General features: G+C 55.4%; 21 protein-coding genes. 17 read left to right on the forward strand and 4 right to left on the reverse strand.

What is annotated here, in order from left to right:
* The first annotated feature begins 11 nt into the window (after nucleotides 1-11).
* The 5 genes from H7U06_RS04545 to corA all read left to right on the forward strand — a co-directional run bounded on the left by H7U06_RS04545 (nucleotide 12) and on the right by corA (nucleotide 6,000).
* On the forward strand, nucleotides 12-2,078 hold the full coding sequence (locus H7U06_RS04545; protein ID WP_175624975.1) for a ribonuclease catalytic domain-containing protein: 2,067 nt from the start codon (nucleotides 12-14) through the stop codon (nucleotides 2,076-2,078).
* A 60-nt stretch (nucleotides 2,079-2,138) separates the two neighbouring features.
* Complete coding sequence (locus H7U06_RS04550; RefSeq protein WP_175624976.1) at nucleotides 2,139-3,029, forward strand: TonB C-terminal domain-containing protein; 891 nt, start codon at nucleotides 2,139-2,141, stop codon at nucleotides 3,027-3,029.
* Nucleotides 3,030-3,035: 6 nt separating this feature from the next.
* Nucleotides 3,036-3,851 (forward strand): shikimate dehydrogenase, encoded by an 816-nt coding sequence (aroE, locus tag H7U06_RS04555; protein ID WP_175624977.1) that lies wholly within the window; start codon nucleotides 3,036-3,038, stop codon nucleotides 3,849-3,851.
* 78 nt (nucleotides 3,852-3,929) lie between these two features.
* Nucleotides 3,930-4,625, forward strand: coding sequence for a monofunctional biosynthetic peptidoglycan transglycosylase (mtgA, locus tag H7U06_RS04560; RefSeq protein ID WP_175624978.1), 696 nt, complete (start codon nucleotides 3,930-3,932; stop codon nucleotides 4,623-4,625).
* A 409-nt stretch (nucleotides 4,626-5,034) separates the two neighbouring features.
* Nucleotides 5,035-6,000, forward strand: coding sequence for a magnesium/cobalt transporter CorA (corA, locus tag H7U06_RS04565; RefSeq protein WP_175624979.1), 966 nt, complete (start codon nucleotides 5,035-5,037; stop codon nucleotides 5,998-6,000).
* 51 nt (nucleotides 6,001-6,051) lie between these two features.
* Here the strand turns inward: corA and hemL are convergent, their stop codons facing one another.
* Both hemL and H7U06_RS04575 read right to left on the reverse strand, forming a co-directional pair.
* Entirely contained in the window at nucleotides 6,052-7,350 is a 1,299-nt protein-coding gene (hemL, locus tag H7U06_RS04570; RefSeq protein WP_175624980.1) for a glutamate-1-semialdehyde 2,1-aminomutase, read from the reverse strand.
* A gap of 26 nt (nucleotides 7,351-7,376) precedes the next feature.
* Nucleotides 7,377-8,225: a hydroxymethylpyrimidine/phosphomethylpyrimidine kinase gene (locus tag H7U06_RS04575; RefSeq protein ID WP_175624981.1), complete on the reverse strand. Its 849-nt coding sequence runs from the start codon at nucleotides 8,223-8,225 to the stop codon at nucleotides 7,377-7,379.
* Nucleotides 8,226-8,279: 54 nt separating this feature from the next.
* Here H7U06_RS04575 and H7U06_RS04580 point away from each other — a divergent pair, with 54 nt between their 5' ends.
* From H7U06_RS04580 to H7U06_RS04605, 6 genes are all read left to right on the forward strand, one after another.
* Nucleotides 8,280-8,474: a rubredoxin gene (locus H7U06_RS04580; protein WP_012080806.1), complete on the forward strand. Its 195-nt coding sequence runs from the start codon at nucleotides 8,280-8,282 to the stop codon at nucleotides 8,472-8,474.
* A 151-nt stretch (nucleotides 8,475-8,625) separates the two neighbouring features.
* Nucleotides 8,626-9,027, forward strand: coding sequence for a PleD family two-component system response regulator (locus tag H7U06_RS04585; protein ID WP_175624982.1), 402 nt, complete (start codon nucleotides 8,626-8,628; stop codon nucleotides 9,025-9,027).
* A 20-nt stretch (nucleotides 9,028-9,047) separates the two neighbouring features.
* Nucleotides 9,048-9,413 (forward strand): response regulator transcription factor, encoded by a 366-nt coding sequence (locus tag H7U06_RS04590; RefSeq protein WP_124574565.1) that lies wholly within the window; start codon nucleotides 9,048-9,050, stop codon nucleotides 9,411-9,413.
* 10 nt (nucleotides 9,414-9,423) lie between these two features.
* Nucleotides 9,424-9,999 (forward strand): chemotaxis protein CheW, encoded by a 576-nt coding sequence (locus H7U06_RS04595; protein ID WP_175624983.1) that lies wholly within the window; start codon nucleotides 9,424-9,426, stop codon nucleotides 9,997-9,999.
* Between the two features lie 53 nt (nucleotides 10,000-10,052).
* Nucleotides 10,053-12,335, forward strand: a complete 2,283-nt coding sequence (locus tag H7U06_RS04600) for a methyl-accepting chemotaxis protein (RefSeq protein ID WP_175624984.1) — start codon at nucleotides 10,053-10,055, stop codon at nucleotides 12,333-12,335.
* Nucleotides 12,336-12,695: 360 nt separating this feature from the next.
* Nucleotides 12,696-18,521, forward strand: coding sequence for an Hpt domain-containing protein (locus H7U06_RS04605; RefSeq protein WP_175624985.1), 5,826 nt, complete (start codon nucleotides 12,696-12,698; stop codon nucleotides 18,519-18,521).
* Between the two features lie 53 nt (nucleotides 18,522-18,574).
* Here the strand turns inward: H7U06_RS04605 and H7U06_RS04610 are convergent, their stop codons facing one another.
* Complete coding sequence (locus H7U06_RS04610) at nucleotides 18,575-20,053, reverse strand: deoxyribodipyrimidine photo-lyase (RefSeq protein WP_175624986.1); 1,479 nt, start codon at nucleotides 20,051-20,053, stop codon at nucleotides 18,575-18,577.
* A 114-nt stretch (nucleotides 20,054-20,167) separates the two neighbouring features.
* Here H7U06_RS04610 and H7U06_RS04615 point away from each other — a divergent pair, with 114 nt between their 5' ends.
* The 6 genes from H7U06_RS04615 (at nucleotide 20,168) to H7U06_RS04640 (ending at nucleotide 24,807) form a co-directional block, all read left to right on the forward strand.
* Nucleotides 20,168-20,833, forward strand: a complete 666-nt coding sequence (locus H7U06_RS04615; RefSeq protein WP_175624987.1) for a YqgE/AlgH family protein — start codon at nucleotides 20,168-20,170, stop codon at nucleotides 20,831-20,833.
* Between the two features lie 15 nt (nucleotides 20,834-20,848).
* On the forward strand, nucleotides 20,849-21,244 hold the full coding sequence (gene ruvX, locus H7U06_RS04620; RefSeq protein ID WP_175624988.1) for a Holliday junction resolvase RuvX: 396 nt from the start codon (nucleotides 20,849-20,851) through the stop codon (nucleotides 21,242-21,244).
* Nucleotides 21,219-21,743, forward strand: coding sequence for a bifunctional pyr operon transcriptional regulator/uracil phosphoribosyltransferase PyrR (pyrR, locus tag H7U06_RS04625; protein WP_175624989.1), 525 nt, complete (start codon nucleotides 21,219-21,221; stop codon nucleotides 21,741-21,743). The genes ruvX and pyrR overlap by 26 nt, the downstream gene beginning before the upstream one ends.
* Entirely contained in the window at nucleotides 21,736-22,695 is a 960-nt protein-coding gene (locus H7U06_RS04630; RefSeq protein ID WP_012080796.1) for an aspartate carbamoyltransferase catalytic subunit, read from the forward strand. Before pyrR ends, H7U06_RS04630 begins: the two co-directional genes overlap by 8 nt.
* A 3-nt stretch (nucleotides 22,696-22,698) precedes the next feature.
* Nucleotides 22,699-23,982: a dihydroorotase gene (locus tag H7U06_RS04635; protein WP_175624990.1), complete on the forward strand. Its 1,284-nt coding sequence runs from the start codon at nucleotides 22,699-22,701 to the stop codon at nucleotides 23,980-23,982.
* A gap of 78 nt (nucleotides 23,983-24,060) precedes the next feature.
* Entirely contained in the window at nucleotides 24,061-24,807 is a 747-nt protein-coding gene (locus H7U06_RS04640; protein ID WP_175624991.1) for a 1-acyl-sn-glycerol-3-phosphate acyltransferase, read from the forward strand.
* Here H7U06_RS04640 and H7U06_RS04645 read toward each other — a convergent pair.
* Nucleotides 24,804-25,628, reverse strand: a complete 825-nt coding sequence (locus H7U06_RS04645; RefSeq protein ID WP_175624992.1) for a symmetrical bis(5'-nucleosyl)-tetraphosphatase — start codon at nucleotides 25,626-25,628, stop codon at nucleotides 24,804-24,806. The genes H7U06_RS04640 and H7U06_RS04645 overlap by 4 nt on opposite strands.
* Between the last annotated feature and the right edge of the window lie 6 nt (nucleotides 25,629-25,634).

The following is a 25,634-nucleotide window of genomic DNA, read 5'->3' on the forward strand; positions in this document are numbered from 1 at the left end:
CAAAGTATTGAATGAATCTATTTTTTGATGAATCCGGTGACTTCAAGGCCGGCGTCGCGATGTCGCAGCAGGGTGAGGCATATCAGGTAGAACTGCCTACGGGCAAACGCAGCAAGGTGAGATCCAAGGATGTCCTGCTGCAATTTGCCAGTCCTGCACCAGCGGAATTCATGACGGATGCGCAAGCCATCGCCGCGGATATCGATCTCGATTTCCTGTGGGAAGTGGCGGGCCAGGAAGAATTTGGTTTTGCAGAACTGGGTACCGAGTATTTTGGTCATGAACCCAAGCCACATGAAGCGGCCGGGTTGATACTGCGTTTGCATGCTGCCCCGATTTATTTCTATAAAAAAGGCAAAGGCCGTTACAAGGCAGCGCCGGAAGCATCGTTGAAAGCGGCTTTGGCGGGCGTTGAGAAAAAGCGCCAGCAAGCGTTGGTGCAAGCCCAGTACGTTGAAGAATTAAAAGCGATGCGCTTGCCGGATGCCATGCTTCCTATCGCGTTGCAGCTCTTGTTCAAGCCGGATAAAAACTCGATCGAGTACAAAGCGCTGGATGCTGCCTGCGCAGAATTGCAAATGGCACCACAGCGCCTGATGCTGGCGGTAGGCGGCATTCCATCAGCCAAGGATTTGCACTTCTCGAAATTCCTGTTTGAGTCATTCCCCAAAGGCACAGGCTTCCCTGAAATTACTTTGCCGACCTTGCCGGAATTGCCGGTGGCTGACGTGCAGGCATTTTCTATTGATGACGTCACCACCACCGAGATCGATGATGCGATGTCCGTGACGCGCCTGCCGGATGGCAAGGTTTGCGTCGGCATCCATATCGCTGCACCTGGCCTGGGTATCAAGCGTGACGACGCACTTGATGTCATTGCGCGTCAACGCCTGTCTACCGTGTATATGCCGGGTGACAAGATCACCATGCTGCCGGATGAACTGGTAGAAGAATATACGCTGGCAGAAGGCCGGACTTGTCCGGCGCTGTCCTTGTACGTCACGCTTGATCCAAGTGACTGGTCCGTGATTAGTACTGAAACCCGTGCTGAACGCGTGCCTATCGCTGCCAATCTGCGCCATAACGATCTCGATGCTTATGTCACCGAAGACAATCTGGCGGCCGACGTCGGCGACTATCCGTACAAGGAAGATATCGCGCTGTTGTGGAAATGGGCGCAGGTATTGGAACAAGGTCGTATGGCCAAGCGTGAGAGCTTTGGCTTGCGGCCGGAACAAAACAATCGCGTCGATTTCAACTTCTATGTAGAGAATGACGTGGTCTCCATCCAGCGTCGCAAACGCGGCGCACCGCTGGATAAAATCGTCGCCGAACTGGCGATCCTGACCAATAGCAGCTGGGGCAAGTTATTGCATGACCACGGTGTGCCAGGCATTTACCGTGCTCAAGGTGGGGCTGGTAATGGCTGGGCGGCAAAAATGCAGGTGCGCATGCAAACACATGCAGCGCCGCATCAGGGTCTGGGTGTCGATCAATATGCGTGGAGCACTTCGCCTTTGCGTCGTTACACCGATCTGGTCAATCAATGGCAAATCCTGGCTTGTATAGAGCACGGTGTAACAGCACCGCTGGTCGCGCCATTCAAACAACGTGATGCGGATCTGTTTGCGATCGTGTCGGCATTCGACGCTGCTTATAGCGCCTACGGTGCGTTCCAGGCGGACATGGAGCGTTACTGGTGTCTGCGCTGGTTGAGTCAGGAAAAAGGCGAGGCCGAGACCCTGAAGCTCGAAGCCGCGGTTCTGAAAGAAGAGATCTTGCGCCTGATGGATATACCACTGGTCATCAAACTGTCCGGTATGCCGCAGCTGGCACGTGGTTCGCAGGTCAAGCTGGATTTGCTGCGCTGGGATGAAGTGGATCTGACCGTGGAAGCACGTTTGCTCGATATCATCCAGGATGCCGCTGCCAATGCGGCAGTAGCCGAGGAGCTGGATGATGAAATGACGGACGATATGATGGAAGGCGATGCCGAGCCGGTACCGCTGGAACCGGAATTGCAGGAAGCGCCGACAACGGAAGGCGAGCCCGCACCAGAAGGTAATACGAATCCGTAGCGGCAGACCGGCTTTGCCGTAAAATTCATTCTTTTAAACACTATTGCCTAACGCCTGCACGTGAAGTCTCTTTTCCAGAACCGCTTTTTGACTGCTGCCGTCACGATTTCCGTGCTGGCGCATGCGGCGTTGCTGGCCGTGCACTTCACGCCACCCGAAGCCTTCAAGTTCAAGCCGACTGATCCGGGACTGGAAGTCATCCTGGTCAACGCCAAGCATGACAAGCAACCGTTGAAAGCGGATGCGCTGGCACAGGCGAATCTGGACGGTGGCGGGAATGCGGACGCCGGACGCGCCAAATCGCCTTTGCCGGATTTGCGCAAGAGTGAGGATGGCGATAGTGCGAAGGCTGCGCGCCGCAAGATAGAAGAACTGGAACGGCATCAGCAGAAATTGCTGGCGCAGATGGAAAAGAAAACACCTGTGCACACGCCGAAAGTCAGCGATGTGGAACCGGTCAAGGATGTGCCGATACAGCGTAATGCGACTGACATGCTGGACAGCGCGAAAGCTTTGTTGCGGCGTGAAGCGGAAATCTCGCGCAGCATAGAGGAATACAACAAGCGTCCGAAGAAAACCCAGGTCACACCAAGTACGCGTGAAGTCGGTTATGCCGCGTACTACAAGACCTTGCAGGATCGCATCGAGAAAAACGGAACGCTGAATTTCCCGCAAAAAGACGGCAAGAAACTCTACGGCCAACTGGTGGTGTATATCCCCATCTTCCAGGACGGCACCATTTATATGAAGGAAGGTGGTCCGCGGGTCGAACGTACTTCCGGTAACCCGGCACTGGACCAGGCGGCGCTGAACATCGTGCGGCGTTCCGCGCCGTTCGGCAAGTTCCCCGATAATATGCGCTCAGTCGGCAAGGACGATGTGTGGGAAATTATTACGCGCTTTAACTTCACGCGTGACGATGCATTGCAAACCGAAACACGAGGGCAGTGAGTGAGTATGACGACGGATCATTATGCAGTGATCGGCAATCCGATCGCACACAGTAAATCGCCGGATATCCATGCGCGCTTTGCGGCGCAGACCCGGCAAGACCTGCGATACGATCGCTTGCTGGCGCCGCTAGACGGTTTCCTGGCAACCGTACAGCAGTTTGTGCGCGCAGGTGGTAAGGGCTTGAATGTGACAGTGCCGTTCAAGCTGGAAGCGTATGCGATGGCAACCCGCCTGACCGAGCGTGCGCGTGCAGCCGGTGCCGTGAATACCCTGAAATTCGAAAATGGCGAGATGTTGGGTGATAACACCGATGGTGTGGGCCTGGTCACCGACATCGTGCGCAACGCAAGTGTCGCAGTAGCCGGTAAATCAGTCTTGTTGCTGGGTGCCGGTGGTGCGGCACGCGGTGTGATCCTGCCTTTGCTACATGAAAAACCGGCACGTCTGGTCGTCGCGAATCGTACTCACTCCAAAGCGGTCGAACTGGTGGAACGCTTTGCGCCGCAACCTTGCCTGGAAGTCAGCGATTTCGGCATGCTGGACGATACCTTTGATATCGTGATCAATGCGACCGCAGCCAGCCTGGCGTCGGAAGTGCCGCCGATTTCGCCGCGTGTTTTTGCGCCGCGCACTTTAGCTTATGACATGATGTATGGCGCAGCGCCCACCGCTTTCATGCAGTTTGCTACCCAGCATGGCGCAGCTGCGCGTGATGGCCTCGGCATGCTGGTAGAGCAGGCGGCAGAATCGTTTTATCTGTGGCGCGGTGTACGACCAGAGACCGCTGCCGTGTTCGCGGAGTTACGCGACAAACTGTAAGGCGCGCAGTATCCTGTTTTACAGTTGTCGTAGACAGTGCACCATGCTTTTTCCAAGAACCAGGCAGACTATATAAAAATGAAAATACTGCGCAAGCTGCTGTTTTGGCTAATAGTTGTGCCAGTGCTGCTGGTGTTGCTACTGCAACTCTACTTCTTCCTGCAGATCGGTTGGTGGGTCAACCATAATCCGGATTCGACCAGCTTCATGCGGCACCAGCTTTCCATCCTGCAGGAAAAAAATCCGAAAGCGCAGCTCAAGCAAAAGTGGATACCGTATAAACGTATTTCCAATAACCTGAAGCGCGCCATCATCGCGTCGGAAGATTCCAACTTCTCCGAGCACGAAGGCGTGGATTGGGATGCCTTGCAAAAAGCCTACGAGAAAAATATCAAAAAAGGCAAGGTTGTGGCCGGTGGCTCCACCATCACGCAGCAACTGGCAAAAAACCTCTTCTTGTCCGGTGAGCGCAGCTACCTGCGCAAAGGGCAGGAAGTCATCATCACTTACATGCTGGAATACTGGATGGACAAAGAGCGTATCTTTGAAATCTATCTGAACGTGGTCGAGTGGGGTGTGGGCGTGTTTGGCGCTGAAGCTGCAGCCCAGCATTATTACGGTGTATCCGCTGCGCAACTCAGTGCGGCTCAGGCAGCGCGCCTGGCCGTGATGTTGCCGAATCCGCGTTTTTACGATGTGCACCGCGGTACTGCTTATCTGGGGCGTCGCACTGATCTGATCCTGCGTCGCATGAACTCGGCGGCCTTGCCCTGAGTCACTACACACTGCAGTCATATTGCCTGTGTAAAAGACAGTCTGAAGGACAAGGTGGTGTCGGCAATACAGAGTTGAGGAAAAAATGCTGCAGTGCGCTATTCGCGGCTTGCTAGCCGTTGCACTTATCAGTACACTTGCGCTGTTTTCGTTTCCGGAGCCCTGAATTGGGTAGTCCTACTTATAGTTGTCCGCCGTCTTGCGACGGTTATTCCGCGAGATAGTGCTTTAGCGATCACCTTCCTTTAGCGCCTCTCGCCGGATACGGTGAGTGGTCGCGTCCTGGCCTGTGTATTTTGTTGCATGGCCGCGTTCCCTCAAAAAATAATGAGCTGCAGCGTTGGCGCTGCAGGATATGTTGTGTGTTTCATCAATCATATTGATGTTTCCGGCGCGACAGGGAGAGCTAATGATCAATGTATTTGTATTGCAAAATGGTCGCCTGAACCAAATCAATATCGACAGCCGTGCTGATCTCGAGCGGGCTACGCCGGTCTGGGTCGACCTGACTGATCCGAACGACGATGAGCGGGACTGGGTTAAAAGCATTTATGGCGTGACCTTGCCGGGTGAGGATGACGTCAAGGACATTGAGGCGTCCGCGCGTTATTACGAAGGCGAAAACGGCGACTTGCACCTGCGCACCGATTTCCTGCTGGAAGAAGATGATGGCCCGTCCCGTGTGGTGACCGTAGCGTTCATCCTGGCGCGCGACATCCTGTTTTCCGTCCATCCCGAAGATTTGCCGATTTTCCGCCTGGTACGCATGCGTGCGCGTTCGCGTCCCGGCTCGATTGCAGATTACAAGGATGTCTTGCTCGACCTGTACGCAACCGATGCCGAGTATTCGGCGGATGCGCTGGAAGGCGTGTACCAAAGTCTGGATGAAGTCAGCCGCAGCGTCTTGCAGGAAGAACTGAGCGATCAGGACGCCGCCGTTGCGCTGAATGCCATCGCGCATGAAGAGGATTTGAATGGTCGTATTCGCCGCAATATGATGGATACGCGACGCGCAGTCAGCTTCCTGATGCGTGGTCGTTTATTGAATGCGGAGCAGTTTGAAGAAGCGCGCCAGATTATGCGCGATATCGAATCGCTGGACGGTCATACTGCCTTCCTGTTCGACAAGATCAACTTCTTGATGGATGCGACCGTTGGTTTCATTAACATTAACCAGAACAAGATCATCAAGATCTTCTCGGTTGCTTCGGTCGCCTTCCTGCCACCGACGCTGATCGCCAGTATCTACGGTATGAACTTCAAGGTTCTGCCGGAGCTGGACTGGACCTTCGGCTATCCGCTGGCCATCGTCATGATGATCGCCTCTGCGGTCACGCCATTCTGGTACTTCCGCCGCCGCGGCTGGCTGAAGTAATTCACTACATGTTTTCCACGCACCGTGCGGTGCGTGGAGTACTTCCTCACATCAATCGTCGCAGTCGTCGGCCAGCTGGGCAAAGGCGGCGCGTGCTGCCTTGATGCTGCTCTCTATGATGGCTTCATCATGCTGGGCCGAGACGAAGCCAGCTTCAAACGCAGACGGTGCGAGATACACGCCAGCATCCAGCATCGCATGGAAGAAAGCGTTGAAACGTGTCTTGTCGCACTTCATCATCGTGTCATACGACACTGGCACTTCTGTCGCGAAATACAAACCAAACATACCGCCGACCGAGTTGGAACAGAAGGCAATGTCCGCCTCGCGTGCCGCAGCGCTGAAGCCATGTACCAGCTTGGCGGTTTGCGCGCTCAGGTTTTCATAGAAGCCTGGCGCCTGTATCAGTTTCAGCGTGGCCATACCGGCTGCGACGGTGACCGGATTGCCGGACAGCGTGCCCGCCTGGTATACACCACCCAGCGGTGCCAGGTGACGCATGATGTCAGCGCGGCCACCGAAGGCAGCAACTGGCAAGCCACCGCCTATGACTTTGCCGAGTACTGTCAGATCCGGTGTGATACCGTACAGCGATTGCGCCCCACCGAGGGCGACGCGGAAACCGGACATCACTTCATCCAGAATCATCACTGCGCCGTACTGGGTACAGACGCGGCGCATGGTTTGCAGGAATTCAGGTGTGGCAGGCAGCAAGTTCATATTGCCTGCAACTGGTTCGACGATGACGCAGGCGATTGAGTCACCCATTTCCTTGAACACGTTTTCCAGTTGTGCCGGATCGTTGTAGTCGAGCACCAGCGTGTGTTTGGCAAAGTCTTCCGGTACCCCGGCTGAAGTCGGATTACCAAAGGTCAGCAAGCCGCTGCCTGCTTTCACCAGCAGCGAATCGGCGTGGCCGTGATAGCAACCTTCGAACTTGATGATCTTGTCGCGTCCGGTTGCACCACGCGCCAGACGTAGTGCGCTCATCGCTGCTTCGGTACCGCTGGAGACCAGGCGTACTTGTTCTATCGATGGAACCAGGCGGCAAATCAATTCAGCCATCTCGATTTCAGCTTCCGTCGGTGCGCCGAAACTCAGGCCGCGGGTCGCCGCTTCCTGTACCGCCTTGACCACATCCGGGTGTGCATGGCCGACGATGGCCGGACCCCAAGAGCCTATGTAATCGATGTAGCGGCGGTCATCGGCATCCCAGAAGTAGGGGCCTTCGGCACGAGTGATGAAGCGTGGCGTGCCGCCGACCGAGCGGAAGGCGCGGACTGGCGAATTAACGCCGCCCGGCGTACTCAATTGTGCGCGGGCGAAGAGTTGATCGTTCTTGGATGTCATGCAGAGACCGTAGCGGTGAAAAATAATTATTGTATCGGTGGCGGCAGGATATCGATGCTTTCATCGAATTCGCGCGCCCAGAAATAGCGGTCCAATACCAGCTTACCCATGCCCAGGCGTTGCGCATTGGCGATCGAGGCGATGGTGAATTCCTGTGCTTCGAATACCGCTTCCGGCACATCGAGACCGTTCGCCAGCAGGGCGGCAATGGTCGCCGCCAGTGTGCCACCAGCACCACTGTAGGAACCGGAGATGCGTTGCCAGTTATCGTGGCGGATCACGCCGGTTTCGTCGAACAGGGTATTCGCGACATCGGTCAGGTCGGACGGGGTACCGGTCACGAATACATATTCGCAACCCATTTCTATCAGGCGCATCGCATCGACCGCCATCATGTCTTCCTCGGACGCTTCGCGCCAGGTTTCTGCCAGGCGTGACAGTTCGACCGCAGAGATGATCAATACCGTGGTTTGCGGGATCAGCAATTCACGGGTGGCCATCAACATATCCTCGCCATCCGGGCCCTGGTCGGGCAGGGAAGACAGGAACGGGTCGAAAATGAGCGGAATATCCGGGTAATCGGACACGATTTCGGCAATGGCCGAGACATTTTCTATGCTGCCGACGGCGCCGACCTTGAAAGCGGCGACCGGCATATCTTCGAGTACGACGCGTGCCTGGTCGGCCACCCAGTCGGAATCAATGACTTGGGTATCTTCGATCCGGGCGGTGTCGCCTATAAATAAGGAGGTAATCACCGACAGGCCGTGGCAGCCCATCGCGGCAAAAGAGGCCAGATCAGCCTGAATACCAACAGCACCGACCGGATCGGTAGGGCCAAAGGTCAATATAAGCGGAGAAGTTTGGTTTTGCACGGCGGGTATATTAAGATAGCTGACTATGCATTTTAACTTGAAGGGCTGTCAGACGTGAGCAATAACGAAACATCGAACGAACAATTCCAAACCTGGATGTGCCTGATCTGCGGTTGGATCTACGACGAAGCCGCCGGTTTGCCGGAAGAAGGCATTGCGCCGGGTACGCGCTGGGCCGATGTGCCTATGAACTGGACCTGTCCGGAGTGCGGCGCGCGCAAGGAAGACTTCGAAATGGTAGCAATTTAAGGCAGTAATCACGCTAGTCCAGCGTTATGACTTCGGCAATTTTTGTTTAAAAACGACGGGTGTTAATACATACCCCCGAGTTGGCTTAAAGAATCTTGCTTTTTGTTACGGATGCGCCGTATATTGTTGACACAGTTCAACGAGACGAATCATGACAATAGCGCTGGATAATGCCGACATGAAAATCATGGTGATCGACGATAGCAGCACTATTCGTCGGTCTGCCGAGATATTCCTTGGTCAGGCAGGTTATAAGGTCGTGCTGGCTGACGATGGATTTGACGCACTTGCCAAGATGCATGATCACAAGCCTGCGCTGATCTTCTGCGACATCCTGATGCCGCGTCTTGACGGTTATCAAACCTGTGCACTTATCAAGAAAAGTGCGAAATTTCATACAACGCCGGTCATTATGCTGTCATCCAAAGATGGTTTATTCGACCGTGCGCGTGGTGCGATGGTCGGTTCCGACGCATACCTCACCAAGCCATTCACAAAAGACAGCCTGCTCAAAACTGTGCGCGAACACGCGCTCGAGGCAGTCGCAAGGTAAATTCGATCTAAAGGTTTCAGATGGCTATTCAAAAAATTCTGGTCGTGGACGACTCACCGACTGAACGTTACTTTCTTACCGATATCCTGATTAAACGAGGTTTTTCCGTCTCTACCGCAGAGAATGGCGAAGAAGCGCTGCTGAAAATCAAGGCAGACAAACCACAATTGATCCTGATGGATGTCGTGATGCCAGGTCAAAACGGTTTCCAGGTAACCCGTTCCATTGCGCGTGATCCGGAAACCCAAGATGTACCTATCATTATTTGCACCAGCAAGGGCCAGGAAACCGATCGCATCTGGGGCTTGCGCCAGGGCGCGCGCGACTACATCGTCAAACCAGTGGATCCGGCTGAACTGTTATCCAAAATTGCAGCGCTCGGATAAGTAGCTCCTCATGAGCCAGCCTACGTCGGATTTTCAAACGGATAGTGCATCCCCGAAATCGGATATCACCGCGCGGCGTACGCGTTTGCGCGAATTCCAGGCGCAGTTGGTGGAGCGCATGCAAACCGCACGCAGCGGTACCGATGCACGTGTAAGCCAGTTGGGTGTGATGATAGGTGATCAGCGCTGGCTGCTGAATCTGCAGACCGCAGGCGAAATCGTCTCGGTCGGCACGATCACACCGGTGCCGCTGACACAGCCGTGGTTTCTCGGCCTGACGAATATACGTGGCAACCTGATCAGCGTGATCGACTTCGCGCGGTTCCAGGGTTTGCCCACTACTAATATAGAGAAAGACAGCCGTATCGTGGCCTTTGGTCCGTCGCTGGCATTTAATAGCGGTTTGCTGGTGTCGCGTGTACTGGGTTTGCGCAATGTCGCGCAAATGCAATTGCAGGCTGACACTGCTGAAGCCGATGCACCATGGGCCAGCAAACGCTACCTCGATCAAGAGTCGCAAGTCTGGACCGAGCTCGACCTTTCTTCAGTAATACAAAATCCCCAATTTTTACATGTCGGCCTGTAAGCCTCGTAACCATAGTCCGAGCGCTTCATCTATAGAGAATCAGGAGAATCAGTATGGCGTTTAAATTACCGCTCTTTTCCCAAAATAAAAAAGAGACGGCTGCGCAAGGCAATGATGCCAATAATGCTGCGCCAACTGAGGGTGGTACACACGCAGAGTCTCCTGCTGCGCCAAACACGATTACACGTGCCAACATCAATCCGAACGCGACCTACATCGGCGACGTATTGCAGAAAAGTGGCGACATCACGCTGCCACTGATCGGCAAGCTGCCACTGCAACAACAGGTTCGTATTTTGCTGATCGCACTTGGCGGTTCGCTGGTGGCTGGTGCCTTGTTCGTCTGGCTGAGTGCCGACTCCTCTGCTTTGAGTTCGACCCAGACCCAGATCGCCGGTGATGCACTGATGCACTCGCAGCGTGTGGGTAAGGCGACGCCGAATGCGATTCAGGGTAACAAGGAAGCGTTCAAGCAACTTGCTGACAGCCGCAAAGAATTCAATAACGACCTGGCCATTCTGTCCAAGGGTGGTGTGTACCAGGGGCGCAGCATCAGCCCGCCGGACGCACAGATGGATGCGATGCTGAAAGAAACACAAAAGCTGTGGACCGGTACCGACAAGGCTGCCGGAACAATTCTGAAGCTGGAAAAAGAATTGACTGGTTTCGGTAGCACATTGCAGATCCTGAACGGTATCTCACCTAACTTGCTGGAGCTGACCGAACAAATCTCGACCCTGAAAGCACAGGGCGGTGCTTCTCCGCGTGAAACAGCGCAGGCTGGCCAACTGGTCATGCTGACACAGCGTCTGGCACGTAGCGCGAACGAATTCCTGACGTCCGAAGGTGTGAACCCGGAAACAGCCTTCTTGCTGGGTAAAGATACGAACACCTTCCGCGAAATCGTCGATGGTTTCCTGAACGGTAGCGAAGCTTTGCGCCTGAGCAAAACCACGGAGCCTGATACCCGCGACAAGCTGCTGGAATTGCAGGCCAACTTCAATGAATACCAAAAATCGATTTCGCTGATTCTCGGTAACCTGCAAAACTTCATCTCGGCAAAACAAGCGGAGGAATTGATCTTTAAAGAAAACGAAGCGCTGAAACAACGCCTGACCGAACTGCAACAAAGCTATCGCAACGAGCAGGATTCGCTGACAGTGCCATTCTGGTTAATGCTCTTGAGCGTGCTGGCGGCACTGTTGTCTGCTGCAGGTATTGCACTGGTACTGCTGCAGGACAGCCGTAACCGTACCAAGGAAGCGGATGCACGTCGTCTCGAAGCTGAGGGCCAACGTCTCGAAGCGCAGAAACAGGAAGAAGAAGCGAAACAAGCGAACGATCAAAACCAGGCGGCGATTTTGCGTCTGATGAACGAATTGCAGGAAGTGGCGGATGGTGACTTGACGGTGCAGGCGACGGTCTCGGAAGACATTACCGGCGCGATTGCCGACTCGGTTAACTACACGGTGGAAGAGTTGCGTGGCCTGGTAGGGCGTGTCACGAATACAGCGGAACAGGTTACCTCGGCCTCGACACAAGCGCAGAACATCTCGACCGAATTGCTGGAAGCGTCGCAAAAGCAATCGCGCGATATTCAGGAAACCGGCCAGGCGGTATTGGATATGGCGGTACAAATTACCGACGTTTCCAAATCAGCCAATGAATCAGCCGAAGTTGCACGTCAGTCCGTGACGGCGGCGGAAGAAGGTTCACGTGCGGTGGAAAATGCGATCAAGGGCATGAACGAGATTCGCGAACAAATCCAGGAAACCTCGAAACGAATCAAGCGCCTCGGTGAATCGTCGCAAGAGATTGGTGAGATCACTGAACTGATTTCCGACATTACCGAGCAGACCAACGTACTGGCGCTGAATGCGGCGATCCAGGCGGCGTCTGCCGGTGAGGCCGGTCGCGGCTTCTCGGTGGTGGCGGAAGAGGTGCAACGACTGGCGGAACGCTCAGGTGAAGCGACCAAGCAGATCGGTGCACTGGTACGTACGATTCAAACCGATACCCATGATGCGGTAGCGGCGATGGAAAAATCTACACAGGGTGTGGTCGAGGGGGCCAAGCTGTCAGATGCGGCCGGTGCTGCGCTGTCCGACATCCGCCGCGTGTCAAACCGACTGGCGGAACTGATTCAGGGTATTTCGTCCGCGACCGAACAGCAGGCAACATCGGCGAACGGCGTGGCGCAAAACATCCAGGGCATTTTGACGGTTACCGAGCAAACGCAAGAAGGTACGCAGCAGACGGCACATTCGATTCGCGAATTGTCGAAACTGGCCGAAGAATTGAAGAACTCGGTATCACGCTTCCGCGTCACCGCTTGATATTAGAACTCATTTCACAAATATCCGTGAGATGCGTTCTTACCAAAAGCGGTGCTGGCAAGGCGTGCGACGCGTCGCATAGTGGCCTATGCGCAAGGAGCACAACGCGGCCAGCGCCGCTTTTGGTAAGAACCCGGAGGGAACGGGCTATTTGGGCGTATTGCTGCGTTGCGCCGCTTGCCAAGGGACCACCCTTGGCGGCGCGACACGCCTTGCACTACCTCCCAAATAGCCGCGTTCGCACTCGCGGATATTTATGAAATGAGTTCTAACTATTGCAGGCTTGCAGTGGCTTAGACCCAATAGCAATTGCGGTGATCGACCAATATAGGTTGATCACCTACGCACCGCGAGGCAGTCATGAATACCCCTACCTCCCCATTGTCGCAAGGCAGCGGGGCACACTTCGATACCGGCCCCTTGTCATGGGTGATCGGTGAAATCAGCGGAGCGCTGACGCGTTCAAAAATCGCGCTGGGCGAAGCATTGATGCAAGATGCCGAAACCAGCTCGACCACCTTGCGTCATGCCAAGGCATATTTGCATCAGGCACATGGTGCTTTGCAAATGGTGGATGTTGATGGCGTCGTCATCATTACCGAAACAGTAGAAGATTTGCTCGACCGCGTAGAGTCCGGTCAGTTGCAGCTGGATGAAGGCTGCGTGCATGCGATCACGCATGCTTACCAGGCTTTGCTCGAGTACCTGGAAGAGTTGCTGGCAGGTGTGCCGCACCAGCCGGTGCGCTTGTTTCCATACTACCGCGCATTGTTGCAAGTACGCGGTGCGGAACGCATTCATCCAGCCGATCTGTTTTTCCCCAACCTGGCGATACGACCACAGCTGCCATCAGCCAGCGTCAAGCTGTCGCACGATGATTATGTAGCGCTGCGCAAACGCTTTGAGCGCGGCCTGTTGATGTTCCTGAAGAATGCGCCTGATGGTTCGGCCATCGCCAGTGCGCAGGCGATGCGCGACATCGTCCTGCGTGTCGAGCAGGCACAGAATACGCAGCAGGGACGCAGCTTCTGGTGGGTCATGCGAGGCTTTGCCGAAGCGGTCGCAGGCGGACAAGTACCGAACGAACTCTACGTCAAACAATTGTTTGCACGTATCAATCTGCAGATGCGCCGTCTGAGTGAGGGTTCATCCAGCATCACGGAAAGATTGTTGCGTGATGCCTTGTTCTTCATCGCGAAAGTTGAGCAACCATCGCCGGTGGTACAGCAAATCCGCGCCGCTTATCAGCTCGACGGCGTGGTCCCGCCTGATTATGAGAAGAAGCGTTACGGCCAGATTGATGCACAGGCGTTGACACAGGCGAAAGAGCGCCTGATGCAAGCCAAGAATTTCTGGAATCGCATCGCAAGCGGCGATGCCAGTGTTGCCACGGCTTTTGAAAAAGAAATGGGCGGCCTGGCAGAAGCTGGTGCACGTCTGAATGCACCAGCGCTGGCCAAGTTGTTGCGTGAGCTGGGCGGCATTGCCCGTCATGCGGCGCATACCCAGCCGGGCGATAACCTGAGCCTGGAAATCGCGACCAGCCTGCTGTTTGTGGAAAACGCCCTGCAGCAAATCGGCCACTTGTCTGAAGACTTCGCCGAACGTGCTGATGCATTGACTGCACGTTTGTTGTCGGCAGTAGCGGGCGAGCAACTGAGTGTATCGGCATCGTGGCTGGATGACATGTCGCGTGAAGCGCAAGAGCGCCAGACCATGGGTGCACTGGCGACAGAAATGCAATCCAGTTTGCGTCAGGTAGAGAAACTGCTTGACGAATACTTCCGTGACACGACGCAACGTAGCGGTCTGGCTGATATCGACACCATACTGCATCAGATCAGCGGTGCACTGGCCGTACTGGAGCAGGATGATGCAGTGCTGGCAGTCCAGCATACGCAAGCGGCAGTACGTCGCTTCATCGAAGCGGAAGACGAGCCTTATGTACAGGAATTTGAGCAGGTCGCGCAAAACGTCGGTGCGCTGAGTTTCTTTATCGAGACTTTGCAACTGCATCCGGACGGTGTGAAGAATCGCTTTTCCTTTGATCAAAAGCTGGGCGTGTTCCATGCCCGCCTGACGGAAAAGAATCAGCCGGATGAGAGTGCGCTGGATGTTGCGCTGATGCCGATACCGGACGAAGGTACACCGGTGCCAGCAGATCGTGCGTTCGATGCACCTGATTTGCCTACGGTTGAGGCTGAACTCGCTTACCACCAGAAGCAATCGGAAGAACTGGCGATGTCCTTGCTGGCCGAGCCTGATAACTCCTTGTTGCAGGAGCAGCTGCGCGAATCGCTGGAACAGGTGCGCCTGGATGCGACGCTGGTCGATAATCCGGAAGCCAATGACAGGGCGCGTGCCGTGATCGATATGCTGGAGCATCCGGCTTTCGTGGCCTCGCAGGATGCGATGGAAGACGTCGCACTGGCCGCCGCTGCGCCGGTCAAGACAGTCGCGCAAGTCGATGAAGAAGCGCCGCGTGCGACGCCAGTCAGCGATGAGGCGATCGATGCAGAATTGCTCGAAATCTTTTTGTCGGAAGCGGTCGAAGTGCTGGATTGCGTCAGGCAAACCATGCCGGAATCGCGTAATGCACCGCATAACCAGGAATACCTGACCACGCTGCGTCGTTCCTTCCATACACTCAAAGGCAGTGGCCGTATGGTCGGTTTGCTGGCTTTCGGCGAAACCGCATGGAGTGTGGAGCAAGTCCTGAATCTGCGCTTGTCTGAAACTCGTGGTGGCGATCCTGATTTGTATGCCTTGCTGGATCGGGCGACACAGGAACTGGATGCCTGGGTTCAGGATTTGCTGACACAAGGCCGCTCTGATCGTCAGGGTCTGGCACTGATCAATGCAGCGGAACGCGTGAAAAATAATGCAGGCTTCTATTACGAAGCTGCAGAGGAAGCCGCGCATGAAGCTGCCCCTGCAGTAGCAGACGTAGTTGCCGAAGCTGAGGATGGCAAGGTAGCAGAAGCAGATACTGCCCTTGAGTTCAACACGGAAGAAGCGCCTGCAGTCACGGAAGCGGAAGAACTTGAATTAAGTGACGAAGAATTGGCGCAATTCCGTCAATTCGATGCTGCACCTGAAGCGATAGCGGCGGAAACCAAGAAGACGCAGGCAGCGGGTGAATTTGATCATCTGCAGATAGCCGATGTCATTGATTTCCCGAACAAGCCTACGCCGCTGAAAACAGATGACAACATCAAGTACATAGGCGATCTGGAAATCAGCCTGCCGCTGCACAATATCTATCTGGCAGAAACCGATGAGCTGGTGCGTTTCCTGTCGCAAGATATAGGTGAATGGCGGCACGAACCTGATCGCCAGGTGAATACCCAAGTCGTGCACGCGGCGCACTCGCTGGCTGGTAGTTCCGCTACCGTCGGCTTCAAGCCGCTGCAGGAAATTGCCTATGCGCTGGAAACAGTGCTGCAATACCTGGCACGCAAACCGGTGAAATTGCTGATCTCTGAATACGATGCGCTGGAGCATGCGGTTGGTCGCATACGTTTCATGCTGCAAATGTTTGCGCTCGGCGAAATGCCGGATGCAGAACCGGATCAGGTCGCTATCCTGCAAAGCATGCCGGAAGATTTCGAGGCGCGTTCGGGTTTGCGTAACGGCTTCGCTGCGCCTGATGAAACAGAATATGCAGAGCCGGAAACAGCCGCGCCATTGCCGGATTATCCTGAGCTTAACGAGCAAGTATTTGTCGCGCCAGTTGCAGAAGCAGCGCCGCAAGTACAAGCCGATAGTCAGCAACCAGCGCCGTTTGCCGAACCGGTTTATCCGCAGCTGGATGAAGAGTTAAGTGATCCTGCGCTGCTGATCCGCGATGAAATCGATGCCGATTTGTTGCCGGTATTTATAGAAGAGGGCCGCGATATGCTGCCGCAGATGGGGCAGGCGCTGCGCGCCTGGCAACAGGATCTGGGTAATTCCTTGTTGCCGCAATCCTTGTCGCGTTTGCTGCATACGGTTAAAGGCAGTGCGCGTATGGCTGGTGCGATGTCGCTGGGTCAGCATATGCACGAGATGGAAACCCGGATCGAAAACATTACGCATGCCGGTCATCCATCGCATGCAGCGCTCGAAGATTTGCTGGCGCGCTACGACCAGGGTCTCTATCTGTTCGAGCAATTGCAAAGCCAAAGCAAAACTGCAGCACCAGCTGCCGCAGCAGCGACGACGATTACGCCAAAAGCAGAGTTGCCACAAATTCATAGCGCGATGCCGGTACCGCCGCATCGTCTTGCACCTATTGTGCCGGATGCTGCTGCGCTGGCTGCGACAACTGCCGCGCCTTTGGTGCGGGTGCGCGCCGACATTCTGGATCGCCTGGTCAATCAGGCGGGTGAAGTATCGATCTCGCGTTCCAAGCTGGAAAACGAGGTTGGCAGCTTGCGGCAGTCCATGGGCGAGTTGTCGGAAAACGTGGTGCGTTTGCGTGAACAACTGCGCGAAATTGAAATGCAGGCGGAATCGCAGATTACGTCGCGCATGGGTATCTCCGCAGACCGTGAATTCGATCCGCTCGAGTTCGACCGCTTCACGCGCTTGCAGGAACTCACACGCATGATGGCGGAGAGTGTGAATGACGTCGGTTCGGTGCAACAGAACCTGAGTCGCACCATCGATAGTGCCACCACTGACTTGTCTACGCAGGCACGTTTGACACGCGATTTGCAGCAGGATTTGATGCGTGTGCGTATGGTGCAGTTTGCCAGCATCTCTGAGCGTCTGTTCCGCGTCACGCGCCAGGCAGCTAAAGAAACAGACAAACGTATCAACCTGGATATCCGTGGTAGCGCGGTCGAGATCGACCGCGGCGTGCTGGAAAAAATGGCCGGTCCGTTTGAGCACTTGCTGCGGAATGCGATCGTGCACGGTATCGAGTCACGCGAACAACGCCAGGCGGCAGGCAAGAATGAAACCGGCGAGCTGCGCATAGAAATCCGTCAGGAAGGTAATGAAGTTGTGATCCATTTCTCTGACGATGGTCAGGGTTTGAATCTGAATAACATCCGTAACAAGGCACTGAACAGTGGTTTGCTGACGAACGATATGGATTTGTCCGATGCCGAAGTCACCGATTTGATTTTCCATCCGGGCTTCTCCACTGCAGAAGAAATCACCGAGCTGGCTGGTCGCGGCATTGGTATGGACGTGGTGCGTTCGGAAGCCGCCTCGCTCGGTGGTCGCGTTGCGATTGCATCGGAAGCGGGCAAGGGTGCACAGTTCACCATCCACTTGCCACTGACACTGGCCGTTACGCAAGTGGTGTTGTTGTCCACTGGCGGCAAGACTTATGCAGTGCCATCGGTGCTGGTCGAACAAGTGCAGCAATTGAAAACGGGGCCGCTGGCCGCCGCGTATAACGAAGGCGCAGTCATGTGGCAGTCGCAACGCGTGCCTATGCATTATCTGTCCAGCTTGCTGGGCGACCAGCAGGTGGCACCGGTGACGCAGCAGTATTCACCGTTGCTGATTTTGAAGAGCGGCAATGAACGCGTCGCCTTGCACGTCGATGAAATCCTCGGCAACCGTGAGGTGGTGGTCAAGAACATAGGCCCGCAATTGTCACGCATGATAGGGATCGCTGGTGCGACGGTGTTGGGTTCGGGTGAGATCGTGCTGATCCTGAATCCGGTGCCACTGGCACAACGCGCAGCGCTGGACAATATTCGTGCACCGCGCCTGACACCATCGGATGCACCTGATGGCATGGGTGCGATCGCGGAGATGGCTGATTCGAATGTGCGCGGCGCTGAACCGGTACAAGGCTTGCGTACGCAATCTATCGTGATGGTGGTTGATGATTCCCTGACCGTGCGTCGTGTCACCCAACGTTTGTTGACACGTGAAGGCTATCAGGTGGTGCTGGCAAAAGATGGTGTCGATGCCTTGCAGCATTTGCAATCGGTGACGCCGGATGTGATGCTGGTCGATATCGAAATGCCGCGCATGGACGGTTTCGATTTGACGCGTAATATACGTGACGATGAGCGCACACGTAATATTCCTATCATCATGATTACCTCACGCACCGCCAGCAAGCATCGCAACTACGCGATGGAACTGGGTGTAAATGAGTACCTCGGCAAGCCGTATCAGGAAGATGCCTTGCTGGAGTTGATCGCCGGTTTCGTGGCTAAGGCAGCGACCCTGAATTAAGTAATCGTCCTTCACAAAAAAATCCCGCATTCAGGTGCGGGATTTTTTTATGGTTAGTCGTCTGCTGTGACCTTTTTCACGACGGCGTAGCGCTGCAAAGTACGTGCGCGTGCCTCGTCGTGTTGCAGTAAGGGATGCGGATAGTTCTGTCCGAGCGTGACGCCCGCCATTTGCAATTCCATCGCCGGTACGCGCCACGGTGCATGGATATGCTTGCCGGATAGCTTGGCCAGTTGCGGCAGGTAGCGGCGTATGAATTTGCCGTCCGGATCGAATTTTTCCGACTGCGTCAGCGGATTGAAAATGCGGAAGTAAGGCTGTGCATCACAGCCAGACGATGAGGCCCATTGCCAGCCACCATTGTTGGCGGACAAGTCGAAGTCATTCAGCTTCTCGGCAAAGTAACGCTCACCCCAGCGCCAGTCTATGCCCAGGTCCTTGATCAGGAAGGAGGCGGTCACCATGCGCAGGCGGTTATGCATATAGCCGGTCTGGTTCAGTTGCGCCATCGCCGCATCCACCAGCGGATAACCGGTACGACCATCGCACCAGGCCCGGAATATTTCTTCTGCATGCGGCCCGCTTTCCCAGACGATGGCGTCATAGTCTGGTTTGAAGGCACTCTCGCGCACATGTGGATGCTGGTACAGGATCATGAAATAAAAGTCGCGCCACACCAGTTCGGATAGCCAGACTGCGGCACCGCTGCCGCCTGCGCCCATGCGGATGGCGTCCAGCGCACGCCTGACCAGTCCGCGTATCGATACCGTACCGAAGCGCAGGTGTACCGACAGGTAAGAAGGCCCTTTGACGGCCGGGAAGTCACGCGTGCTGTCATAGTTGCGCATGCGTTCGACAAAGTCGTCCAGCAAGTCCTGGCCACCCTGCATACCGGTCGGGATCTGCAGTTCACCCAGGTTGGTTTTTTCAAAGCCGAGTTCGCCCAGTGTCAGGATGGCAGGCGTTGCGGGTGGCAAGGGTGCGAAGTGTGCACTGAGTGCGTCGACTTCGTACGCAGGCAGTTCGGCTGGCGCCAGTTCGGTTTGCAGTTTTTTCAGCCACGCATTCTTGTACGGCGTGAATACCGAGAACGGTTTGCCTGCCAGCGACAAGACTTCATCTTTTTCAAAAATGACCTGGTCTTTATAGCTGCGGAACTCGCGCCCGGCTTTCTTCAGGGTGGTGGCCACTGCCGTATCTCGTGCGATGGCCTGCGGCTCATAATCATGGTTGCAAAAGACGGCATCCACGCCGAGTTCGGTTGCGAGTTCGGGGATTGCCTGTTCCGCGTGGGCATGGCGCACGATCAGGCCGCCACCCAGTTCGCGTAGTGCCGTATCCAATTCCAATAGACTGGCACGGATGAATTCGACGCGGCGGTCATATTTGGGCAGATCATCCAGTATGTTGCGGTCAAAAATGAAGGCGCAGTAGACCTGGCCGCTCAAAGTCAGTGCATGGTGCAGGGCGGCATGGTCAAAGCTGCGCAAGTCGCGGCGGAACCAGACCAGGGATTTATCAAATAGCAGCATGGGCGGGAGGTCTGAAAATTCAGGGTTGAACAAAAAACATGAAAAATATGGGCAAAATCGATCCGGACTGCGGTTGGGGAGCTAGATTTCGGCTAAAACTGCTAAAATACCGCCATGCCGAAGCAACGTAAGACTAGCAAATCCTCCGAACATCCCGATTCACCTTGGGAATCCCTCGATTTTTCCGCAGCACCCGATACTCCACCCCGCGAATCGCTGAACCTGGCCGATCATTTCCTGATTGCCATGCCATCCATGCTTGATCCGGTATTTGGTGGAACCGTAGTGTACCTGTGTGAGCATAACGCCAACGGTGCACTGGGTGTGATTATCAATAAAGCGACTGATATGACGGTCGATGTCTTGCTCAATCGTATCGATTTGACGCTGGAAATCGCCCCTGAGCTGTCGGCGCTGGACAAGGCTCCGGTCCTGTACGGTGGTCCGGTACAGTCGGATCGCGGCTTTGTGCTGCATGCACCGCGCGGCGACTTTACGTCGACTTTGCCGGTAACGGAAGATATTTCGCTGACCACCTCCAAGGATATCCTGGCGGCAGTCGCGCTCGGCTCGGGTCCACAGCGCATGCTGGTCAGTCTGGGCTGCGCTGGCTGGGGTGCTGGTCAGCTGGAAGATGAAATTACCCGCAATGGCTGGCTCACGGTACGCGCCGACCCGGCCGTATTGTTTGACCTGCCGCTGGAGCAGCGCTTTGTCGCTGCGATCAAATTGCTGGGCATAGACCCGATGATGCTGAGTGGCGAGGCCGGGCATGCGTGACGGGGTAGCGCGCTAGTGGAAACCGTACTGGGTTTCGACTTTGGCCTGAAGCGCATAGGCGTTGCGGTCGGCAATACATTAATTAAACAGGCACAACCCTTGACGATCATCAGCGAGGCGACGAATGACGCGAAATTCGCGGCCATCGCCGGACTGGTGCAGGAGTGGCAGCCAAGCGTATGCGTAGTAGGCTTGCCGCGCCACCCGGATGGGGAAGAGCATGAAATGACGGTGCGCTGCCGGCGTTTCGCCAATCAGCTGCATGGACGTTTTAACGTGGCAACGGTGCTGGTGGATGAGCGTTATTCATCCGCAGTGATTTCTCATCAACGTGGTGAACTGATCGATGATCAGGCTGCCGCAATCATCTTGCAACAATACTTCGATGACTATACCCAATCCGAATCCTGAGCACGCGCTCGACGCTGAAGCCCTGTACACGGTACTGGCGCAACAAGTGAAAACCGGTCTCGCACAAGCTGAAAATGTGGCGATAGTCGGCATCCATTCGGGCGGCGCCTGGCTGGCAGAACGCCTGGCCAAGGAATTGCAGCTGACCGAGCGCCTGGGTTTTATCGATGTTTCTTTTTATCGCGACGATTTTTCAGAAAAAGGTTTGCGCCCGGACGTGAAGCCAACGCAGATTCCATTCGATGTCGATGGTGCGACCATCCTGTTGGTGGATGATGTGCTCTACACCGGCCGCACCACGCGCGCTGCGATCAATGAGTTATTTGATTACGGCCGTCCGGCCCGCATCATGCTCGCCGCACTGGCTGATCGTGGTGGTCGTGAGTTGCCGGTGGCAGCTGACTTTGTCGCAAAAACGATTTCTATTCCCGGCCAGCAATCGCTGGTACTTCAACGGGCCGATGACGGCCGCTTTTCCCTGACGGTGGATCATGTTTAATCCGCAACTGAACAAAAACGGTGAGCTGCAACATTTGCTCACTATCGAAGGCCTGCCCAAGGCTAACATCCTGCACATACTGGACACCGCATCGTCCTTTGTCAGCATCGGTGACCGCGAGGTGAAGAAGGTGCCGCTGATGCGCGGTAAAAGTGTTTTCAATCTGTTCTTTGAAAACTCGACGCGCACCCGTACCACTTTCGAAATCGCTTCCAAGCGTTTGTCGGCCGATGTGATCAACCTGAACATCCAGGCATCGAGCTCGAGCAAGGGCGAATCCCTGCTCGATACCATCGATAACCTGTCAGCCATGCACGCCGATATGTTCGTGGTACGCCACGCGCAATCGGGCGCACCGTACCTGATCGCCAAACATCTGAGCGACACTTCGCAGTCGCATGTGCACGTCGTGAACGCAGGCGATGGTCGCCATGCGCATCCGACCCAGGGTTTGCTGGATATGTACACGATCCGGCACTACAAGAAAGACTTCAGCAACCTGACCGTTGCGATTGTCGGCGACATCCTGCACAGTCGTGTCGCGCGTTCGGATATCCACGCGCTGACGACGCTGGGGGTACCGGAAATCCGCGCCATCGGTCCGCGTACCTTGCTGCCTAGCGGCCTCGAGCAAATGGGCGTGCGTGTCTTCACCGACATCAACAAGGGTTTGAAAGACGTCGACGTCATCATCATGCTGCGCTTGCAGAATGAGCGCATGAGCGGTGCCTTGCTGCCATCCGCGCAGGAATTCTTCAAGAGCTACGGCCTGACGACAGAACGCCTGGCATTGGCCAAACCTGATGCCATCGTCATGCACCCGGGCCCGATGAATCGTGGTGTGGAAATCGAATCGGCAGTGGCCGACGGTACGCAAGCCGTGATCTTGCCGCAGGTGACTTTCGGTATCGCGGTACGTATGGCCGTGATGAGTATTTTGGCGGGAAATTAAGAGATGAAAATTCATATCAAGAACGGCCATCTGATCGATCCGGCCAACGGCATCGATGCACAACAGGACGTCTTCATAGCAGCAGGGAAAATCGCCGGTATCGGCAGCGCGCCGGAAGGCTTTGTCGCCAGCAAGGTGATTGATGCGACCGGCCTGGTCGTCGCACCTGGCCTGGTCGACCTGAGCGCACGCTTGCGCGAGCCTGGTTATGAGCACAAGGCGACACTGGAATCGGAAATGCAGGCAGCAGTGCAGGGCGGCGTTACTAGCCTGGTATGTCCGCCGGATACTGAGCCTGTGCTGGATGAACCGGGCCTGGTCGAGATGCTCAAGCATCGCGCCAAGTCGCTGAACCAGGCACACGTGTACCCACTCGGTGCCTTGACCGCTGGCTTGAAAGGCGAGTCGCTGACTGAAATGGCAGAGCTGGCTGAAGCCGGTTGCATCGGTTTCTCGCAAGCCGACAATCCTATCCTCGATACCACCGTCCTGTTGCGTGCGATGCAGTACGCAAAGACATTTGAATACACGGTCTGGTTGCGTCCGCAGGACCCGCATCTGGGCCGCACCGGTGTCGCGCATAGCGGACCGGTTGCATCGCGCCTGGGCTTGTCCGGCGTACCAGTGATGGCAGAAACCGTCGCCTTGCACACCATCCTGGAACTGGTGCGCGTCACCGGTGCCCGCGTGCATCTGTGCCGCATGTCTACCGCTGCCGGTCTGGAGTTGGTGCGTGCTGCGAAAAAAGAAGGTTTGCCGATCAGCTGTGACGTCGGCGCACATCATATTCACCTGACAGAAAACGATATCGGTTTTTTCGATTCGAATGCACGCCTGACACCGCCGTTGCGTAGCCAGCGCGATCGCGATGCGATCCGCAATGCTTTGCTGGATGGCACCATCGATGCAATCTGTTCGGATCACACGCCAGTCGACGATGATGAAAAATTATTGCCGTTTGGTGAAGCGTCACCGGGTGCAACTGGTCTCGAGTTGCTCTTGTCGTTGGCTTTGAAATGGGCGGAAGACTGTGTCGATGGCAAGCAGCAGTTGTCGCGTGCCATTGCCAAGGTCACGACCGATGCAGCGCGCATAGTCGGTTTGCAATCCGGTCAGCTGGCTACCGGTAGCGTCGCCGATATCTGCGTGTTTGATCCGGCACAACGCTGGACCGTATCGTCCAAAGTATTGGCCAGCCAGGGCAAGCACACACCTTTCCTTGGCTATGAAGTAGCGGGACAGGTGAAGGCTACTATCGTTGCCGGACATATCGCATTCCAGCGCTGATCCGTAGTTTCTCCTTACTTTCGGTTCACGCATGATTCAGTATCGTTTGATAGCTGTCATCAGCGGCAAGGCTTACCCATGATAGCCTTGCCGTTTGTACGTGTAATGCTGCATTTGTTGCAGGGTTTGTGCACGAGTGCTTTCATTTTTCCGTTTATCGGCAGCGTTGGCCGTGACCGGCGTATCAAGAAATGGTCGGCTGGTTTGCTGGCCATCCTGCATGTCGAAGTAGAGGTCATCAATGAAGCAGGGCCAGCGGCGCAGGCACTAATCGTATCCAATCATATTTCCTGGCTGGATATCTTCGTCATCAATTCCCTGCAACCTTGCCGCTTCGTTGCAAAAGCCGATATACGCAGCTGGCCAGCGTTAGGCTGGTTATGCGCAAAGTCGGGCACTATCTTTATTGCACGTGGCAAGCAACGCGAAGTGCGTCGCGTCTACGAAGGCCTGGTAACCAGCATACGCGCTGGTGAACGCATCGCCTTCTTCCCGGAAGGTACGACAGCTGCGCAAGGTACCTTGCTACCGTTCCATCCGAATCTGTTTGAAGCCGCGATAGAAGCGGGTGTGCCGGTGCAGCCGTATGTGCTGCGCTATGTCGATGCGCAAGGCAATTTGCATAGCGCTGCCGATTTCATCGGTGACATGACCTTTGTGGATAGCATGTTGCTGATCATGAAGACACGCCAGATGACCGCGCAATTAACCTTGCTGTCAACGATAAGCAGTACGCATGAGCACAGGCGTGACCTGTCGCAGAAAGCGCGCCAGGCAATCGCTGGCAAGCTTGGCTATGACGGTCAGCCTGGAGCGGCGTCCTAGTTCTTCCCGGGTTTCTGGTGTTGCGGACACTTGACTTGTATGGTGTTGCGGTCCTGCAGGTTCATGGCTGTCAACTGACCACCCCAGACGCAACCAGTATCCAGTCCGATTACATTTGGTGAGACCATCAATCCCAGCGTCGACCAATGACCGAACACCACGGTCGTATCAGCACTGCGCCGGTTCGGCGCTTCAAACCATGGCATTAAACCGGCAGGCGTGTGTGCGAGGCCTTCGACTGCCTTGAAGTCCATGCGACCATCTGCCTGGCAGAAACGTATGCGTGTCAGTGCATTGACGATGCAACGCAGACGATCATCACCTTGCAGGCTGTCATCCCATATCGCAGGCTCGTTGCCATACATTTTTTGCAGGAAGGCGACCCAGTCCGGGCCTTGCAATACGGCTTCCACTTCGCGTGACAGTGCGACCGTCTGCGCCGCAGTCCATTGCGGTAAGACTCCGGCGTGTACAAATAAATGACCATCCTGTTCCAGCGCCAGCGGCTGGTGCCGCAACCAGGTAATCAGTTCATCCCTGTCATCCGCTGCCATGATGTCATCCAGCGTATCGCTGGCGTGTGGTTTGCGCAGGCCACAGGCGACTGCCAGCAGGTTGAGATCATGGTTGCCGAGTACGATGCGGGCACGTGTGCCGAGTGCACGTACCTGGCGCAGGGTGGCGAGCGAACGCGGCCCGCGATTGACGATATCGCCGACGAAAACCAGTTTTGCTTGTGGTGCGACTGCATCAATTTCTTGCAGCAAGTCGTTTAATTGCGTCTGGCAACCTTGCAGGTCGCCGATGGCGTAAGTAGTCATGTAGGC

Source organism: Herminiimonas sp. Marseille-P9896, assembly GCF_903993245.1.
GTDB lineage: Bacteria > Pseudomonadota > Gammaproteobacteria > Burkholderiales > Burkholderiaceae_D > Oxalicibacterium > Oxalicibacterium contaminans.